We start from the raw sequence: 16406 nt of genomic DNA on the forward strand, positions 1-16406 counted from the left end.
TCTTAACCGGATTCCGTTAATTCCTGAAGGAACTTTGCACGAGCATAATGAAGATGGTTTTCATCAGGACACGTACTGTTGACCCGATAGCATGGCATACCAACTAAGCAAGAAGAAAACATGGACAAACTACTGGATGGATTGGAACGCCCTGAGCGGATGGCAAACATCATCGCTCAACAACCTGAATACATCAGGGATGACATCGCAAGGCTTGTGGTGGCAGAACAGAAGTCTGGATCGTTTGGTGATCTGATTAAACGTTCCGTTGGACTGACAGAAGCTCACAAGGCATATCAGGGCTCGAACGTGGTGTCGATGATCGGCAGACAGCTCACGAAATAATGATGATTGTTTTTTTGAGTTTGTCTAATTTGGGTTGGAGTGCTTGGAGGAAGTCGCAGTCATGTCTGGTCTGTGCGATCAAATAACGACGGAACGAGAGGTTCGCCGCAAACGGGATCAGGAAATCGTCGCGGCTCGGGAAACGGGCCAATCCTATGCTGCCATCGGTCGCGCGTTTCAAATGTCGGGTGACAATGTCAAAGATAGAATAGAGCGATTCCACCGAAACAAACGAATGCATGAAAGCATTGACCCGTTCGTCAAGCTTACTCCGAGAACATTGCGCCTTCTCCATGAAGAAGGGTTGGCGACAGTAGAGAAAGTTGTCGAGCTTTATCGAAGAAACGAGCTTTTTCGTATTCGCAATTTCGGGAAAAAGAGTTTGAGGGAGATCGAAAAATGGTTTCCTGTAAAACCCGCCAAGAGTCAGATAGCGCCATCTATAATAAACGATCGTTGATTTTTTATTGCATTGAGGGTTAGTGCAAAGTAAAATTCAACGATCGTTTATCTTTATGGTGGTGGCTATGGCGCACAGGGAAGTTAGCATTTCTTCTGTCAGCGAATTAGGGGATATCCTTCGGGCTGTTCGCAAGGAGTCTGGCCTGACTCAGCGTGATGCTGCTGCGCTGTGTAATGTTAGTCTGCCATTTCTTAACGGTCTGGAGCAAGGGAAATCAACTGCACAGATCGGGAAAGTTTTGTCCGTTTGTAGTCGTTTTGGCATTGATGTCAGGCTGAGGCTGCCGGGTGACACTACATGAGTGCTTTGATCGTCTCGGCCAATGGGATACCGGTTGGAACCCTTGAAATTAAGCAGGGACAGTGGAAATTTGACTACTCGACTGAGTGGAAAGATTATGCACTTTCGCCGATTTTTCCGATCTCCACCCGAGCGTTCGAAGATACCGCGAATGCCAGGACGGTCGAGTGGTTCTTCGAGAACCTGTTGCCCGAAGGTCGGCTGCGAGACCTGATCGCCTTACGGGACAGAATCGATCCTCGGGATACGTGGGCGCTACTGATCCGACATGGACAGGACACTGCGGGGGCGCTTTCGCTGACGCCAGAAGGATACACTGCCGCGACAGAGGAAATTCTGATTCCACTTTCACAAGAGGCACTTCAGGAAAAAATTAAGGCTTCCAGGGCGCGCAATCTCCCTCTGATGGCCTCATGGGATGAAATCCACATGTCCCTGGCAGGTGCTCAGGAAAAACTCGGGCTGCGTATTGACACCGATGGTGCGCTGTTCCTGCCTGAAGGTTCGGCACCCTCGACCCATATCGTCAAACCGGAGAATGCCAGTGCGGACTTCCCGTATTGCCCGGCCAACGAATTTTTTTGCATGCGCCTGGCTCATGAGCTGAAAGTTTCAGTTCCCAACGTCGGCTTGCTGCATCTTCCCGAACCACTTTATGTCATTGAGCGGTTTGACCGTGAGCCATTGAGTGCTGAGAAAGGCCTTGGCAGGGTATTCAGGCGGCTCCACCAGATAGACCTGTGCCAAACATTGGGTGTGCCACCGTCGAAAAAATATGAGAGTGAAGGTGGCTTGGGGCTGCATCACCTGTTCGAGGTTCTCAGAGGCACCTTCATCGAACGTCCAATCGTAGCGGCCAATGCCGTTGTTCATTGGATTGCCTTTAATTATTTAATCGGTAATCTGGATGCACACGCAAAAAATATTGCTTTCCTGATGCGTGGACAAAAAGCGGCAGTAGCGCCGTTCTACGACATGCTTTGCGTGGAGGCCTATCTGCCAAGGCAGACGATGGCGATGTCTATCGCAGGAGAGAATAAGCCGGGATGGGTGGAAGGGGCGCATTGGGATGCAATGGCCTATGAGACGGGTGTCGCGCCTCGACTTGTTCGTAGTGTCTTATCGCGAATGAGTGCGGATTTACCGGAAGCGATCTCCAGGGTAATCGGTGATGAACGACTGACCAATGAGGAGCGAGTATTTTTGCGAGAAAAAGTGCTCACCGTTATTGATGAGCGAAGAGGGTTCGTAGCTGATGCACTCAAGTCTCGACCGTCTTCGATCAATGAATTATTGAACAGTCGGGAATTTGATCCGTCAGTACTGGCGCGGTTGTCCAAGCTTTCGTGATGTGTAGTGAAGAGCCAGTTTTCGCGACCGGTGGCAAATATTGAGGAAAAAATGATTGAGGCACCCATCAGCACTCCACCGCAAGCGTACATGGATATTATTGGTTCGCTGATCGACAAAGCGCGCGACTTTCTGGAGGTCGGCGAAAAGCTTCAAGCGCTCGCCTTCGTTGGCAATCTGACCAGCAAGCAAATCATCCCAGTGATGATTCAGTCGGGAAGCATCAAGGACAAAGATCACTCTGCGCTGGCGATACAGTCAGCGGCGTTGGCCTTGGATGCTGATTTTGTGTTCACCATCACGGAAGCATGGTCACTGCGGTCAGATAAAATACGGCAGATGAACGCGATCCTTGATAAGTACGGCAGTATCGGCGCCTCGCCTTACGCGATAGACGTGTGCATGCTTACGTTGGAAACAAGGCGCGGTGTGTGGGTCGCGCAACCGCAAATCAAGCCCAAGGGAATTTCCAAGAAGAAGCGGACAATTGGCGTGGTTGAATTCCGCTATTACTCGGAAGTGAAAGGCCGACTTTCGCATCTGCTGCCCAGGAAGGACGATGACGAGATGCCGACAATTTTACATTGATGGAAATTGATGCATAAAGCTGGATTGTGGGTATTTAAGCTGCAGCTAGCAGTGGAAGTATTCATTGATCAGAACGACTACTTTTTAATCACATGATCGTATTGCCATGAATTTTTCAGATGTCCTTAAAGCGCTGAATCAGGCCTCTGCCTTTGAACTTTACCGTATGCGGGCTGCCATCGACAGGGTGCTGGATGAGCCGCGCTGGGTGCAGGCGATTCATGCTCGGTTGCAGATTGGGCTCGCCATTGAATATTTTGATTCTCAAGCCAATACCTTGCGTCGTGGAAAAGTTCTTGAACTTCGTCGGAAACAGGCTGTTATTCTGGATCAGAATGATGGGCGACGCTGGCTGATTGCTTATGCTGCCATCAATCTGGATGGCACGGATGTACAAATTCGTGAACAACCGCGACAAGGTCTGGGTCGCAACGAGGTGGCCATCGGCGATGCGGTGGGTTTTGTTGATCGAAACCAGCAGCAACGCAGTGGCCGTATCATTCGTCTCAACGACAAGACGGTCACCTTGCTCTGCGGGCAGCAGCAATGGCGAGTGGCTTACGCCTATCTGCATCGCGTGATGGATACAGACACGATTGAGCAGAATGTGCTTGAGCTTGATGTCACACCATTGGAGATAAAGTGAGCCGGGATGAGTGAATATCAATATTACGAATTTGTCGCCATTGATCAGCCGTTAACGCCGAGGCAAATGGCCGAATTGCGTGCCTGTTCCTCGCGGGCATCCATTACACCGACCAGCTTTGTTAATGAGTACCACTGGAGTGGCCTCAAGGGTGATCCGGATGACTGGATGCGGCGCTATTTCGATGCGCATGTCTATGTTACCGATATGTGTGTCTGCTGTTTTATGGTGCGTGTGCCGCGTGAAATTTTTGATGGCGCAACACTCAATGCCTTTGCGACCGAGTCTTCGATCTACATCAATCACAGTGAATCGCACTGGATTATCTCGTGGAACCTCAACGAAAGTGAAAATTATGACCGCTTCTGCGAGGACGATGGCCGGGGCTGGATGGGGCGACTGATCGCGTTGCGGGACGAATTGTTGCGTGGCGATTTGCGTTCATTATATTTGGGCTGGTTGGCCGGAGTAACGGCGGGCGAAGTAGAAGAGGGCGAGAGCGAACCACTTCCGCCTCCGGGGTTGTCACGACTGACGCCAGCCCAGCAGGCTTTGGTCGAACTTTTGGAGATTGATCCTGACCTGATTGCCGCAGCCGCCAATGGTGATGTCGGAATAGATGCGGAATCGGATGATACCGACAGGCAAATGGATGTGTGGATTGCAGGCCTGTCTGCCGATGACAGCCGCCAGGTACTCAAGCTGCTGCTTTCCGGCCAATCTAATCGGGCCGAGCGTCAATTGAAATCCCGTTTTTTGACGTGGCAGAAGGAAAATTCCGCAACGCGCGTGACAGCCCCTGTCCTGCGCACCGTCGCGAATCTGCGGGAACTCGCCGAGTCCGCTGAAAAGGTACGTCGGCAATGGGAAGCCGAGCAACACATCAAGCTCAAGGCAGAACAGCAAGCCCAACGCGATGCGTATCTGCGCACACTGGCTGCGAACTTCGACCGCTGCTGGCAGATGCTGGATAAGAAAGCGGAACGAGGTATTGCCTCGGCCTATGACGAGGTCAGCCGGGCTGTCGTTGATCTGGCCGAGGCTTACAAACTCTGTTCTTCAGGAATTGAGTGGAACCATGCCATGCAGTGCTTCATGGCGCGACACATCAAGCGCGGTGCCTTGGTGCGGCGACTGGTGGAGGCAGGCTTATGGAAAAAATCATGAAAATTACTACCGAAAAGCATAGCTGGGAATTCACGCCACGATTTCGTCGTGGTGCTTTCGGTTGGCGTTCTCAACCTGCCATTACCCGCATCAAGGAAGCGGTTGCCGAGATTAAAAAAGTCGCCCGGAAAGAGCCTGTGCTGGCAGCCGAGGGCGCTGTGCTGTTTTTGGAAAAAGTCTCCCCAGCCTTGCAGAATGTCGATAGTTCCTCGGGTGCCATCGGTAGTGCCGTCAATCGGGCCATCGCTGATCTGGTACCCATTATCGCCCGCGCGAATGTCGAAAAAAATCTACGTGCAAAATGGCTGGAGCGCTTGTATGAAGCCCATGCCGCTGACCAGGTTCCTTACATCGAAAGTCTGGGTGGGTACTGGGGTGAGCTATGCGCCACACCTGAGCTGGCAGCCGTATGGGCAGATCGTTTAATGAGTGTTGTAGAACAAGTCTGGTCTGGCAGTAAGGAAAGTTCCGGCTTTTTCCATGGAACGTATATGTGTTTCTCCGCGCTGCTTCGGGCCGGGCGCTACGATCAGTTGCTGGCTTTGCTCGAAAAGGCACCGTTTGTTTGGTGGTATGACCGGCAATGGGGTGTCAAGGCACTGATTGCCCAAGGCAAGAAAGCCGAAGCCTTGCGCTATGCGGAAACGTCGCATGGCCTGAACAACAATCCGGAAAGCATCGCTCAAGCCTGTGAGGAGATATTGCTCTCATCAGGTATGGCGGATGAAGCCTATCAGCGCTATGCGATAGCAGCCAATCAAGGAACGACCTACCTGTCCACGTTCCGTGCTATTTGCAAAAAATATCCGCACAAATCACCAGCCGATATTCTCAACGATCTGGTGGCCAGTACGCCCGGCCAGGAAGGTAAGTGGTTCGCCGCTGCCAAGGATGCGGGGTTGTATGATTTGGCGATCAAGCTGGCCAGGCAGTCGCCGGTTGATCACCGTACCTTGAACCGCGCGGCGTTGGATTTCATTGAAACCCAGCCGCTATTCGCGATTGAAGCTGGATTGCTGTCGTTACGCTGGATACTCGCGGGCAGGGGATACGAGGTTACGGCAGGTGAGGTGATGACTGCATTTGATGCGAGCATGCGTGGGGCGAGGGTGGCGGGAAGTGTCGATCAAACTTTATTGCGAGTTCGGAAGTTGCTGGATGCTTATCCGCAAGACAGTTTTGTACGCGGGGCGTTGGCGAGGTTGCTGTGAGTGAAGTGTTGAGTAACCCGTTCAGATGGGGTAATCAAGTGGCATCTGACATGATCAACACGCATTCACGCCAGATTTCGAACTAAACTTTCGATAAAGTGTAACGAGATGGCGCGATTTCTATATATCGCGCCATATAAAGCTGCTGCGTGGCGTAATTTGGCTGTTGCGCGCCAAATAACATGGCGCAATCCGGTTACCTCACCTGCGGCTCAAGCTTTATTGATGACTTTCTCAGGGAATTAGAATCCTTTCATCCGTAAGGATTTCATATTTTATTCCTGCGCGAACGAATAAATCTGCGCGATCTTGCGGATTTTCACGCAAAACTCTCAAGATATGCAATAATCCTCATGAACAAGGGGATTGCAATGAAGATACCACTCAACAGTGCATCTGATGTCGGCAAGATTGTCCGTGCTACCCGAAAGGCTCAAGGGCTTCGTCAGGACGACACGGCCGGCAGTATCGGTCTTAGCGAAAACTTTCTCGGCAAGGTCGAGAAAGGGAACGAGTCTGTGCAATGGGGTAAGCTCTTCCAAGCCATGAAAGGTTTGGGTATTCGCGTCTATCTTGATGTGCCGGACGGCATCGCGCTGCAAAATAATGAGCAGAACCAAAAGAATAAACCATGAGCGAGCGTACCTTGCTGGTTTCCCTCAATAGCGGTCCGATCGGCACGTTGCGGGACGAAAACGGGATCTGGTCTTTCAAGTACGACAGCGCCTGGCTCAACGACCAACAACACTTCGGCCTGAGTCCATCCCTGCCGTTGCAACACGCGCCGCTGCTGGATCTGTCATCGAAGCGACCCGTGCAGTGGTATTTCGATAACCTCCTGCCCGAAGAGCATCAAAGAAGATTGCTGGCCGGTGATGCCCGCATCGATGTTGCTGATTCATTTGGGTTGCTGGGCTACTACGGTGCCGAGTCTGCCGGCTCGCTCACCCTGCTTGCACCTGATGCTCAGAATCAAATAGAGGAAGCACTGCTCCCCTTGTCGGATGTCGAGCTTAACGAACGGATACTCGCACTACCCCGTGTGCCGCTCACGCACGGTGCAAAAAAGCGCATGTCGCTGGCGGGTGCACAACATAAGCTGGCAGTCGTATTGCAGGATGGGGCGCTTTTCGAGCCTGCAGGTGCAACACCCTCGACGCATATTATCAAGCCTGATCACCCGGATGCCGACTATCCACATTCTGCTGTCAATGAGTGGTTCGTGATGCGGTTGGCCAAGCGAGCCGGGTTGAACGTTCCTGATGTTCATCGCCGCTATGTTCCTGCGCCCGTGTATATCATCGACCGCTTCGACCGCGTTCGAGATGCGCGTGGCTGGCAACGCCGGCATGTCATCGATGCCTGCCAGTTGCTGGGGCTTGATCGCAGCTTCAAATACAGCCAGGGTAGTATGGCCAGCCTGGCGGCCTTGGCAGACCAATGTCGAGGCAATATTGCTGCGCGCACCCGGCTTTTCAGCTGGCTGGTGTTCAACGTGCTGGTCGGCAATACCGACGCGCACCTGAAGAACCTGAGCTTTCTGGTAAGTGAAGAGGGTGTCGAACTGGCTCCACACTACGACATCCTGAGCACGGCCTGCTATGAGACACTGGCCTACGACAAGAAAAGCTGGCCAAACCTGACAGAGATGGCGTGGCCCATATTGGGCAAACAGTTCATCGCAGACGTCGACCGGGCGCTGCTCATCGAAGCTGCTGATGCCCTCAACATCAGGAAGGCAACTGCAGAGCGTCTGTTGGATAACCTGTGCAATCACATCATGGGCAAGGCGGAAGAAATCTATAAGGAATTCGAGGCAGAGAACGCATCCCTCAAGCAGCGCGCTGACCTTGCACCCATTCTCGCGGGAGAATCTCGTTGTTTACGGACGATTATCCACGTCGTGATCAAGGAGGTCGCGGCGAAACTGAAGCAAAGGTGAAGATTTATAGAACTTGATTGACGAGGTTAGAAATCATGTGGTCGTAATTGCCTGCACCAAGAAAATTACTTAATTGAGAGGGTGCTCTATTTGGCAATCGGAGTTGGATTGCGGTCTTTGCGTTGGATACTCGCGGGCAGGAGCTACGAGGTTGCGGCTAGTGCGGTGTGAATTTGATGCGATCATGGCGCGGAATGGTGGCGGGAAGTAGGAGGTCAAACGAGCTTGATGTGCAGTTCCGTTGCGACTAGAATTAAACGCCGCCTATAAATCCAGATTGCAGGAGCGCCGCCATGAGTATTGCCGATACCTATGTTCGTGCTCGCATCGATAAGGTTACTAAAGAACGGGCCACTGACGCACTGGCAGCAATGGGTCTGTCAATATCGGATGCTATTCGCTTGCTGATGCTGCGTGTCGCCGATGAGCGTCGTTTGCCATTTGATGTAAAAGTGCCGAACGCGACTACCCGTAAGGCTATTGTCGAGCTTGAATCAGGCAAGGGAAAACGTTTCGACAGCGTTGATGTACTGATGGCTGATTTGAATGCGGACGTTTGATCGTTCAACTGCCTTCAAACGTGATTACAAACGTGTGATGGCAACTCCACAACATAATAAAGACGTGGGGTCGTTGTTGCCGGAGATCTTGAATTTCTGCTTGTCGATCAACCTTTGCCAGATAATAATCGTGATCACGCGTTGAGCGGTGATTGGACCGGATATAGAGAGTGTCATGTCAAGCCAGATATTCTGTTAATCTACCTCAAACCAGATTTAGACACTTTGCGGTTGGCGCATTTTGGCTCACATAGCGAGCTATTCGGTTGATTCAACTATTTTGTTTCTGTATCTTATGACAATGTAGAACAATATTTTCTAATTATGGTATCAGTGATGGCATTGTTAATTTTTATTCATAAAATATATAATATAATCAAGGCGATGGATGTGTTGTTTACAATTGAGTGGGAATGATTTAGCGGCTGGCAATGGCTGGCCGCGACGAGTACATCAAAAAGCCCTGTCAGCGCGGGGCTTTTTTTCTCTGGCATTGTCGGGTTATCGGCTGTTAAACCTTGCAGGCAATTCATGGGGCTTTTACGGTAGGCGGTTGCAGCAGGGGCGCTATGACTTGAGGCTCGGCAGTCAGTGGAGTCATCGTTTCGGCGCGGCGTATCGGGTTGCGAGCCCCCTTTTTTGTCGAGCCGTTAGTAGCGATGATTAACGAGGAGGCTCTGATATTTCACTTATGATCTTTTCGTAGGTGGTGGTCAGCGTGTTACAGTCTTGAAAAAGTGAGAGGTAAGCTATTCCTGTCAGCGTGGTTTAGGCATAAACTATGCGGGCTGCTTGTGTCAGTGGTTTTGTACTCAAACTAATGTTGTGTTTTTTATGAACCTCGTCGACGATCCAAAATTTACCCAGCTAAAAATCAGCGGACGGTTGCCAACGCCCAAGGGCATTGCGCTACAGGTAATTAAGCTAACGCAGCAGGCAGATGCATCGAATCAGGAAATCGCGCATTTGATTGGTGCCGATCCGGCATTGAGTGTCCGCGTCATTAAGGCGGCTAATGTGTTGCTTGCTAACTCCTCGCGACCTGTGGTGACAATATCTGATGCGGTGATGGTGCTGGGTGCGCGTGGTTTACGCCAGTTGGTGCTGGGCATCGCCTTGATTGTTGATTATCGCCACGGACCTTGTAAGCAATTTGATTACCCTCATTTTTGGACGCATTCGCTGCTGACAGGCATTGCAGCCAAGCATCTGGCGCAGCACACTCGATTAGCCTCGGTCGATGAGATTTTTGTGGCGGGGTTGTTCTGTCATATCGGTCAGTTGGCGCTGGCGACTGTGTTTACGGAAGAGTATGGCGCGTTGCTCTTCGCCGGTAAGGGGCAGGTATTCTCGTCAAAGCTTGCGGGGCAGATGGAAAAATTTGGCTTCAATGAAGCCCAATTGAGCGAAGCAATACTCGCCGACATGAATTTCCCAAAAATATTCCAGATGCTGGTGAGGCACTGCGATCAGCCGGAAGATACCCAGCTGCTGGCGGCTACTCGTGAGTGGCGCTTGTTGCATCTGATGCATTTCTCGACGCTGATCGCTGATTTGTTTATGGCAAATTCATCGGTTAGCAGTCAGTTGTTGGTCAAAATCAGGCAGCAGGCGAAGCACCTGTCGATTGAACTTAATGATTTAATTGAAATCGGTGATGCGTGTGTGCGTGACTGGCTGGAATGGTCAGTTTTGCTGGGCATGAATAATAATTTGAATATCCCGCCTTTTTCTCAGTTGCTGCAGTCGGCAGGTGAAGAGGAGGCTGTCGCGGCTGGAAATGTGCCGGTCATTCAGACGTTGCGGGTACTGGTGGTAGAGGATGATCCTGCTACACTCAAGCTGCTTGATGCGATGTTGAAATCTGCCGGTCATACCGTGGCGTTAGCTGCGAATGGGCTTGAGGCGTTGCGGATGATCCGGCAGCAGGTACCTCAGCTGATTGTCAGTGACTGGATGATGCCTGAAATGGATGGGCTGAGTTTGTGCCGTAAATTGCGTGAAAGCGATGCCTGGCGCAATATTTATACGGTTATCCTGACCGCGCAGGAAAGTCCGGAACGCTTGATTCAGGCGTTTGAGGCCGGAGCCGATGACTATTTGCTCAAACCTATTTCACCAAAGATATTCTTAGCGCGTCTGCGTGCCGCGCATCGGGTGATACAAATGCAGGCCGAACTCGCTGATGATCGCGAGCAATTGCAGCGACTCGCCAATGAATTGACCGCAGCGAATCACAGGTTGCAACAATTGGCGCTTACCGATGTGTTGACAGGATTACCTAATCGCCGCGCAGCGATGGATCGCTTGGAGCAGGAGTGGTCTAGCATGCGGCGCAGCCAACGTTCATTCGCCTGCATGGTGCTTGATGTGGATCATTTCAAGGCGATCAATGATAAATACGGTCATCCGGCAGGAGACGCTGCTTTGTCAGGCATTGCGCAAGCGCTGCGTGCGGCGGCACGGGCACAGGATTTTGTATGTCGTTTTGGCGGCGAGGAATTTTTAGTGATTTGCCCCGATACGGATGTTGATGCGGCATTTCAATGTGCGGAACGTTTGCGTTTGCAGGTCGCGACGATGAAGGTCGCTGGCGTTGCTGCGGAGCTGAGGCTGACGATCAGTATTGGTATCGCCGTCAGTAAGCCTGAAATGGACAAGGTCGAGGCGTTGCTCGTTGGCGCTGATAAGTGTTTGTATGCCGCTAAACAGGCGGGAAGAAACCGGACGGTTTGCTTGAAATAGTTTAGCTGGATATTTTTTAAATATAAAAAATATCCTAATAAAACGGCTAAAGTTTATACTTTTAATGCCGATAATGGATCAAGAGTGCCACTTTGACCCCCCGCAAACGGCATTCTGCAATTAAACTCCAGTCCAATCGGTCTGGAGTTTTTTGCTGTGTAAGCGAAATTCTTACATTAAATTCAGTCGATTTCCTATTTGATTTTTTTTCGCTGTTCGCGCAGAATACGCGTGTCTGAATTGGACGTTTATTTTCATGGCGTTACCCGCAGTTGTTAAATAACTAGGTTAGCGTTTATTGAATCAAGCACGAGGGGGGATCATGGACACCATGCAATTGCAAGAAGGGATTCGCGACATCAATTTGACTTATCTGATGCTGGTTCAGCAAATGGTCAAAGAAGACAAGCCCGCTGCAATTTTTCGTCTGGGCCTAAGTCAGGAGCTGGTGGACCTGATCGGTGGTCTGACCCCTGCGCAGATTATAAAGATGGCAAGTTGCAACATGCTTCTGTGCAGTTTTCGCTTCGACGAAAACACTTTGTTGAATATGGTGACCGATTACAGCAAGAGCCGGATGATGGCGCAAATGCACGCGGCTATTTTGATGTCATCGCAATCCGTTGAAGAAACCGTATAGACACTAGCCTGTGGCAATCAAAACAGTATTGGGTGAGGCGCAGCAGATCAAAATCGCAACCGATCTGATTGTGTTGGGTGCTCGTTTGCAAGTGCTGCAGGAAGAAACCAGCTTAAGCCGTGAGCGCTTGCTCAAACTCTACAAAGAGGTCAGGGGCGAGTCACCATCCAAAGGGATGCTGCCGTACTCTACCGATTGGTTTATCAGCTGGCAACCCAATATCCATTCATCCCTGTTCATGGGAATCTACCAGTTTATGATTAAAAACGCGGGTGTCGATGGTGTGCATGCGTTGATTTCGGCATACCGTCTATATCTCGATCAGGTTCAGGGCATTGAAGGCGGCGAGGTTGTTTTAAGCATTACGCGCGCCTGGTTTTTAGTGCGTTTTTTTAAAGCAGGGATGATGCAGTTGATTACCTGTCGCGAGTGTTCTGGGAAGTTTGTCACTCATACCAATGAACTGCACAATAATTATGTGTGCGGAATTTGCCATCCTCCGGCACGCGCCGGGAAGACCAATGCTAAAGCTCGCTTGCTAGCCGGGCATGCAGAATAGCAATTTCCTTTGTTTTTTCAGGCCGACTAAGCATACTCTGGTCGCGCGCTACCCGTAAAACTAAAAAAAATAAGCGCATAGTGCAATCTGCCATCACTCGTTTGGCGGATTTGTTTTAGAATGCAGAGGCAGAAATAATACTTAGGAGTGCTGCATGTTAGTTATCGTAGGCTATGTGGTTGTTTGTGGTTCGGTGTTCGGTGGGTTTGCGATGGCTGGCGGTCACCTTGGTGCATTGTGGCAGCCTTTGGAATTGCTGATGATTTTTGGCGGAGCGATGGGCGCATTCTGTGTCGGTAATAATATGACCGCCATTAAAGCGACTGTTAAGGATTTACCCTCGCTATTTAAAGGCTCCAAATATTCCAAAGACACTTACATGGAATTGATGGCTTTGATGTACGAATTGCTGACCAAAGTGCGCAAGGAAGGCTTGATGTCGATCGAAGGCGATGTCGAAAAACCTGAAGAAAGTCCTGTATTCTCCAAATATCCCAAAATTCTCTCTGACCATCATGTGGTGGAATTTATCACTGATTATCTTCGCATCATGGTGAGCGGTAATCTCAATGCGATGGAGATTGAAAATCTGATGGACGTCGAGTTGGAAACGCACCATCACGAGGCGCTGGTTTCCTCGCACGTAATCGCAAAACTCGCTGATGGTATGCCGGCCTTCGGTATTGTCGCAGCCGTCATGGGTGTGGTGCATACCATGGAATCGGTAGGTATGCCGCCAGCCGAACTGGGTATGTTGATTGCGCATGCGCTGGTCGGAACATTTTTGGGTATTTTGTTAGCCTACGGTTTTGTCGGTCCGCTGGCTAGTTTGCTTGAGCAAAAAGCCGAAGAGGGCGGGAAAATTTTTCAGACGATCAAGGTGACCTTGCTGGCTAACCTTAACGGGTATGCGCCGGCTATGGCCGTCGAGTTCGGTCGTAAGGCGTTAAGCTCTGGCGACAGGCCTAACTTTACTGAGCTCGAAGAGCACGTAAAACAAAAACGCTAAAGGCAGTGAGTGGCAGGTAGTAGCTAGCAGCTACTCACGACTAACTACTCGCGACAAAAAGACATGGCTGAAGATAAAAATAAACGACCGATCGTTATCAAGCGTATCAAGAAGGTGGCCGCGGGGCACCACGGTGGGGCGTGGAAGATTGCTTATGCCGACTTTGTGACCGCGATGATGGCGTTTTTCCTGTTGATGTGGTTGTTGGGCTCGACAGCTAAAGGTGATTTGGCAGGGATTTCGCAGTATTTCAAGACGCCGCTCAAGGTGGCGTTGGCAGGTGGCTCGGGTAGTGGTGACAGTTCCAGTATCATTAAGGGCGGAGGTAAGGATCTGACCCGGACCACGGGGCAGGTTAAGGCGGGTGATGTGGCATCCGATAAACGAATTATCAATGTTAAGGAATCTCAGCAGGAATATTTGCGTGCCGAACGTGAAAAAGAGATGACCAAGCTCAAGGAGTTGAAGGAAAGTATTGAAAAGGCCATCGACAACAGCGAAAAACTAAAGCAGTTCAAGAGCCAGATTTTGCTCGATATCACCAGTGAAGGCTTGCGTATTCAAATTGTTGATGAAAAAAATCGCCCGATGTTCCAGAGCGGACGTGCGCAACTTGAGCCGTACACCCGGGAAATCTTGCATGCAATCGGTCAGACGTTAAATGATGTTCCTAATAAAGTCAGCATTTCCGGTCATACAGATGCATCTGTATATGGCGGCGGAGGAATAGGTTATAGCAACTGGGAGTTATCTGCCGACCGTGCCAATGCCTCTCGTCGCGAGCTGATTGCAGGCGGCATGGCGGATGAAAAAATCGTGCGCGTCGTTGGTCTGTCATCCGCTGTCCTGTTCAAAAAAGAAGACCCTTTGAGCCCGACTAATCGGCGTATTAGTTTGATTATTATGAATAAAAAAGCTGAGGAGGCCGCGACGCATGACGGTGGGACTGTCGGGGTTGATGCAGAGCTTGATGACAAGAATATTCAAGAAACCATCAAAGATGGCGTGCAGTCTCTGCCGGTCTTACCGGCTGTGCGCCCCGGACATTAAGCGTTGAGCGGGATGTTGAATGAGATTATCCCGTTGTATATTGTGTTTGCGAGAGCTTTAAACGTGTGAATTGGTAGGGTTTATTTTCTCTGTTTGTCTAAAGAAGTTTTATTCATTGCCGTTACAGTGCTAATACCATTAAAAATTACGATCAGGGGAGCAAAAAAATGAATACATGGTGGAGCGGTCTCTCCTTAAAGAATAAGTTACAACTTCCAATACAACTTATTTTGCTGGTCGTCATGCTGGTCGCGCAACGCGTTGCGCTCGACAAGTTTGAAGATAATGTGCTGGAGGAGGCCAGGTCCAAAGCGCTGGTCTCGGCTGATGGTGTGCTGAACGGGCTGAATATGTTGATGATCAACGGCATTATCAGTAATTCGGAGCAACGTGCATTGTATGTTCAGAAAATGGGTGCTTCGGATCGGGTAGATGAGTTACGCGTGATTCGCAATAAGCCGGTTCAGGATCAGTTCGGTCCGGGGCTGCCCTCCGAGCAACCCGTCGATGCGATGGATCATGCCGCGCTCGACAGCGCAAAAATTCAGACCAAACTCTCCGAGCATGGGGATAAGCAATCCTTGCGCGTCGTGGTTCCTTTTATTGCCCAATCCTCATTTCGCGGAACCAATTGCCTGATGTGTCACAATGTGCCAGAGGGGACCGTGAACGGGGCTGCGAGTATCACACTGGATTTGTCTGATGAGTTTAGCTTGATTAAAAAGGCAAATCTTGCCATGTGGTCTGTGCAACTTGTTGTACAGATTTTTTTGTATTTCGTGATCGGTTGGCTGATCGGTTTCATGACGCGGCCTGCTCGTGAGTTGCAACTGACGATGCAAGCTATGCAGAGCAGCGGTGATCTGTCCAGACGCGCTACGGTTCGCAGTCAGGACGAAATCGGTAAAACAGCTCAGGCATTCAATGATCTTGCACAAAGTTTTCAGGTGATTGTTTCTCAGGTTGAAGGACACGCAGGGCAGGTTGTGAGCTCCGCTCATCGACTGGCGGAAAATGCCACTGAAATTGCTCAGGGATTACAACAGCAGACGGATGCTGCGGCTAGCACTTCAACTTCCGTGAGTCAGGTGAGTGTCAGTATCAACCGGGTAGCTGAGAGTGCCGGTCAAGTTGCGCGACTATCCGAGGAAAGCGCACAGCGGGCACATCAGGGGCAACGCAGCTTGCAGGATATGATGGTAGAACTTGAGCTGGTCGAGCGTGCCGTCAATGAAATTGCGAGTTCTGTCAGTGCCTTTGTCAGCAATACGCAAAGCATCACTAATATGACGCAACAGGTGCGCGATATTGCTGAACAGACTAATTTACTTGCGCTCAATGCGGCCATTGAAGCTGCGCGTGCTGGTGAGCAGGGGCGCGGATTTGCCGTCGTAGCCGATGAAGTTCGCAAGTTGGCTGAAAAATCGGCGTTATCCGCGTCTCAGATTGACGAGGTCACGCAAACCATAGGCACGCAGTCTGTTCAGGTTGATAAAACGATACAGCGCGGCATCGGGGCTTTGCAGAGCAGTAAGACGCACATTAATGAAGTCACCGGGGTGCTCAACGCTTCCAGCGACTCAGTAGATGGCGTTAATGCCGGGCTTGAAGAAATTGTTGGTTCAATTAATCAGCAGCGCGATGCCAGCGAAGAAATTGCCCGTAATGTGGAACGGATTGCTCATATGACCAATAATAGTAATCAGGTCATCAAGCGTTCGGTAGAGGAAACGGCAAAGATGGAACTGATTTCTGAGAATCTTTCAAAAACTGTTGGCCGATTCAAGGTCTGATTGAGCGTATGAATCGTTGTGCTGCTTTGGACTAGAGT

Annotated in this window: 18 protein-coding genes; all 18 read left to right on the top strand. The window is 50.5% G+C overall.

The features are described from left to right. The first annotated feature begins 120 nt into the window (after positions 1 to 120). The 18 genes from GALF_RS04950 to GALF_RS05030 all read left to right on the top strand — a co-directional run bounded on the left by GALF_RS04950 (position 121) and on the right by GALF_RS05030 (position 16368). Positions 121 to 345, top strand: a complete 225-nt coding sequence (locus GALF_RS04950) for a hypothetical protein (protein ID WP_013292964.1) — start codon at positions 121 to 123, stop codon at positions 343 to 345. A 61-nt stretch (positions 346 to 406) separates the two neighbouring features. After that, on the top strand, positions 407 to 805 hold the full coding sequence (locus GALF_RS04955) for a DNA-directed RNA polymerase subunit alpha C-terminal domain-containing protein (protein WP_041937977.1): 399 nt from the start codon (positions 407 to 409) through the stop codon (positions 803 to 805). 67 nt (positions 806 to 872) lie between these two features. Beyond that, on the top strand, positions 873 to 1109 hold the full coding sequence (locus tag GALF_RS16125) for a helix-turn-helix domain-containing protein (protein WP_041938276.1): 237 nt from the start codon (positions 873 to 875) through the stop codon (positions 1107 to 1109). Next, entirely contained in the window at positions 1106 to 2458 is a 1353-nt protein-coding gene (locus GALF_RS04965) for a HipA domain-containing protein (RefSeq protein WP_013292967.1), read from the top strand. Before GALF_RS16125 ends, GALF_RS04965 begins: the two co-directional genes overlap by 4 nt. Positions 2459 to 2509: 51 nt before the next feature. Beyond that, complete coding sequence (locus tag GALF_RS04970) at positions 2510 to 3046, top strand: hypothetical protein (protein ID WP_013292968.1); 537 nt, start codon at positions 2510 to 2512, stop codon at positions 3044 to 3046. Positions 3047 to 3152: 106 nt separating this feature from the next. Further along, the gene (locus GALF_RS04975) at positions 3153 to 3692 is read left to right on the top strand and encodes a hypothetical protein (protein ID WP_013292969.1); all 540 of its coding nucleotides are present in this window, start codon (positions 3153 to 3155) and stop codon (positions 3690 to 3692) included. Between the two features lie 6 nt (positions 3693 to 3698). After that, positions 3699 to 4859 carry a hypothetical protein gene (locus GALF_RS04980; RefSeq protein ID WP_013292970.1) on the top strand — a complete coding sequence of 387 codons (1161 nt, stop codon included), beginning with the start codon at positions 3699 to 3701 and terminating at the stop codon, positions 4857 to 4859. Continuing rightward, positions 4856 to 6070 carry a hypothetical protein gene (locus GALF_RS04985; protein ID WP_041937978.1) on the top strand — a complete coding sequence of 405 codons (1215 nt, stop codon included), beginning with the start codon at positions 4856 to 4858 and terminating at the stop codon, positions 6068 to 6070. Before GALF_RS04980 ends, GALF_RS04985 begins: the two co-directional genes overlap by 4 nt. 371 nt (positions 6071 to 6441) lie before the next feature. Further along, complete coding sequence (locus GALF_RS04990; protein WP_041938278.1) at positions 6442 to 6705, top strand: helix-turn-helix domain-containing protein; 264 nt, start codon at positions 6442 to 6444, stop codon at positions 6703 to 6705. Next, positions 6702 to 8012, top strand: a complete 1311-nt coding sequence (locus GALF_RS04995) for a HipA domain-containing protein (RefSeq protein WP_013292973.1) — start codon at positions 6702 to 6704, stop codon at positions 8010 to 8012. The genes GALF_RS04990 and GALF_RS04995 overlap by 4 nt, the downstream gene beginning before the upstream one ends. 293 nt (positions 8013 to 8305) lie before the next feature. Then, positions 8306 to 8572 carry a type II toxin-antitoxin system RelB/DinJ family antitoxin gene (locus tag GALF_RS05000; protein ID WP_013292974.1) on the top strand — a complete coding sequence of 89 codons (267 nt, stop codon included), beginning with the start codon at positions 8306 to 8308 and terminating at the stop codon, positions 8570 to 8572. Positions 8573 to 8668: 96 nt separating this feature from the next. Further along, entirely contained in the window at positions 8669 to 8842 is a 174-nt protein-coding gene (locus GALF_RS16190; protein ID WP_150102655.1) for a type II toxin-antitoxin system YafQ family toxin, read from the top strand. Positions 8843 to 9406: 564 nt separating this feature from the next. After that, on the top strand, positions 9407 to 11317 hold the full coding sequence (locus GALF_RS05005; protein ID WP_013292975.1) for a diguanylate cyclase: 1911 nt from the start codon (positions 9407 to 9409) through the stop codon (positions 11315 to 11317). Between the two features lie 322 nt (positions 11318 to 11639). Next, positions 11640 to 11957, top strand: a complete 318-nt coding sequence (gene flhD / locus GALF_RS05010) for a flagellar transcriptional regulator FlhD (RefSeq protein WP_013292976.1) — start codon at positions 11640 to 11642, stop codon at positions 11955 to 11957. A gap of 10 nt (positions 11958 to 11967) precedes the next feature. Beyond that, the gene (gene flhC / locus GALF_RS05015; protein WP_013292977.1) at positions 11968 to 12516 is read left to right on the top strand and encodes a flagellar transcriptional regulator FlhC; all 549 of its coding nucleotides are present in this window, start codon (positions 11968 to 11970) and stop codon (positions 12514 to 12516) included. A gap of 154 nt (positions 12517 to 12670) precedes the next feature. Then, positions 12671 to 13525 (top strand): flagellar motor stator protein MotA, encoded by an 855-nt coding sequence (motA, locus tag GALF_RS05020; protein WP_013292978.1) that lies wholly within the window; start codon positions 12671 to 12673, stop codon positions 13523 to 13525. 63 nt (positions 13526 to 13588) lie between these two features. Beyond that, entirely contained in the window at positions 13589 to 14575 is a 987-nt protein-coding gene (gene motB / locus GALF_RS05025; RefSeq protein WP_013292979.1) for a flagellar motor protein MotB, read from the top strand. Between the two features lie 167 nt (positions 14576 to 14742). After that, on the top strand, positions 14743 to 16368 hold the full coding sequence (locus GALF_RS05030; protein WP_013292980.1) for a methyl-accepting chemotaxis protein: 1626 nt from the start codon (positions 14743 to 14745) through the stop codon (positions 16366 to 16368). Positions 16369 to 16406 lie beyond the last annotated feature (38 nt).

The sequence above is a fragment of the Gallionella capsiferriformans ES-2 genome (genome assembly GCF_000145255.1).
Lineage (GTDB): Bacteria > Pseudomonadota > Gammaproteobacteria > Burkholderiales > Gallionellaceae > Gallionella > Gallionella capsiferriformans.

Coding starts and splice junctions, on each gene's coding strand:
- GALF_RS04950 (WP_013292964.1), top strand. CDS start 121: ATGGACAAACTACTGGATGGATTGGAACGCCCTGAGCGGATGGCAAAC.
- GALF_RS04955 (WP_041937977.1), top strand. CDS start 407: ATGTCTGGTCTGTGCGATCAAATAACGACGGAACGAGAGGTTCGCCGC.
- GALF_RS04985 (WP_041937978.1), top strand. CDS start 4,856: ATGAAAATTACTACCGAAAAGCATAGCTGGGAATTCACGCCACGATTT.
- GALF_RS04975 (WP_013292969.1), top strand. CDS start 3,153: ATGAATTTTTCAGATGTCCTTAAAGCGCTGAATCAGGCCTCTGCCTTT.
- flhD (WP_013292976.1), top strand. CDS start 11,640: ATGGACACCATGCAATTGCAAGAAGGGATTCGCGACATCAATTTGACT.
- GALF_RS04990 (WP_041938278.1), top strand. CDS start 6,442: ATGAAGATACCACTCAACAGTGCATCTGATGTCGGCAAGATTGTCCGT.
- GALF_RS04995 (WP_013292973.1), top strand. CDS start 6,702: ATGAGCGAGCGTACCTTGCTGGTTTCCCTCAATAGCGGTCCGATCGGC.
- GALF_RS04970 (WP_013292968.1), top strand. CDS start 2,510: ATGATTGAGGCACCCATCAGCACTCCACCGCAAGCGTACATGGATATT.
- GALF_RS16125 (WP_041938276.1), top strand. CDS start 873: ATGGCGCACAGGGAAGTTAGCATTTCTTCTGTCAGCGAATTAGGGGAT.
- motB (WP_013292979.1), top strand. CDS start 13,589: ATGGCTGAAGATAAAAATAAACGACCGATCGTTATCAAGCGTATCAAG.
- motA (WP_013292978.1), top strand. CDS start 12,671: ATGTTAGTTATCGTAGGCTATGTGGTTGTTTGTGGTTCGGTGTTCGGT.
- GALF_RS04965 (WP_013292967.1), top strand. CDS start 1,106: ATGAGTGCTTTGATCGTCTCGGCCAATGGGATACCGGTTGGAACCCTT.
- GALF_RS05005 (WP_013292975.1), top strand. CDS start 9,407: ATGAACCTCGTCGACGATCCAAAATTTACCCAGCTAAAAATCAGCGGA.
- GALF_RS04980 (WP_013292970.1), top strand. CDS start 3,699: ATGAGTGAATATCAATATTACGAATTTGTCGCCATTGATCAGCCGTTA.
- GALF_RS05030 (WP_013292980.1), top strand. CDS start 14,743: ATGAATACATGGTGGAGCGGTCTCTCCTTAAAGAATAAGTTACAACTT.
- GALF_RS05000 (WP_013292974.1), top strand. CDS start 8,306: ATGAGTATTGCCGATACCTATGTTCGTGCTCGCATCGATAAGGTTACT.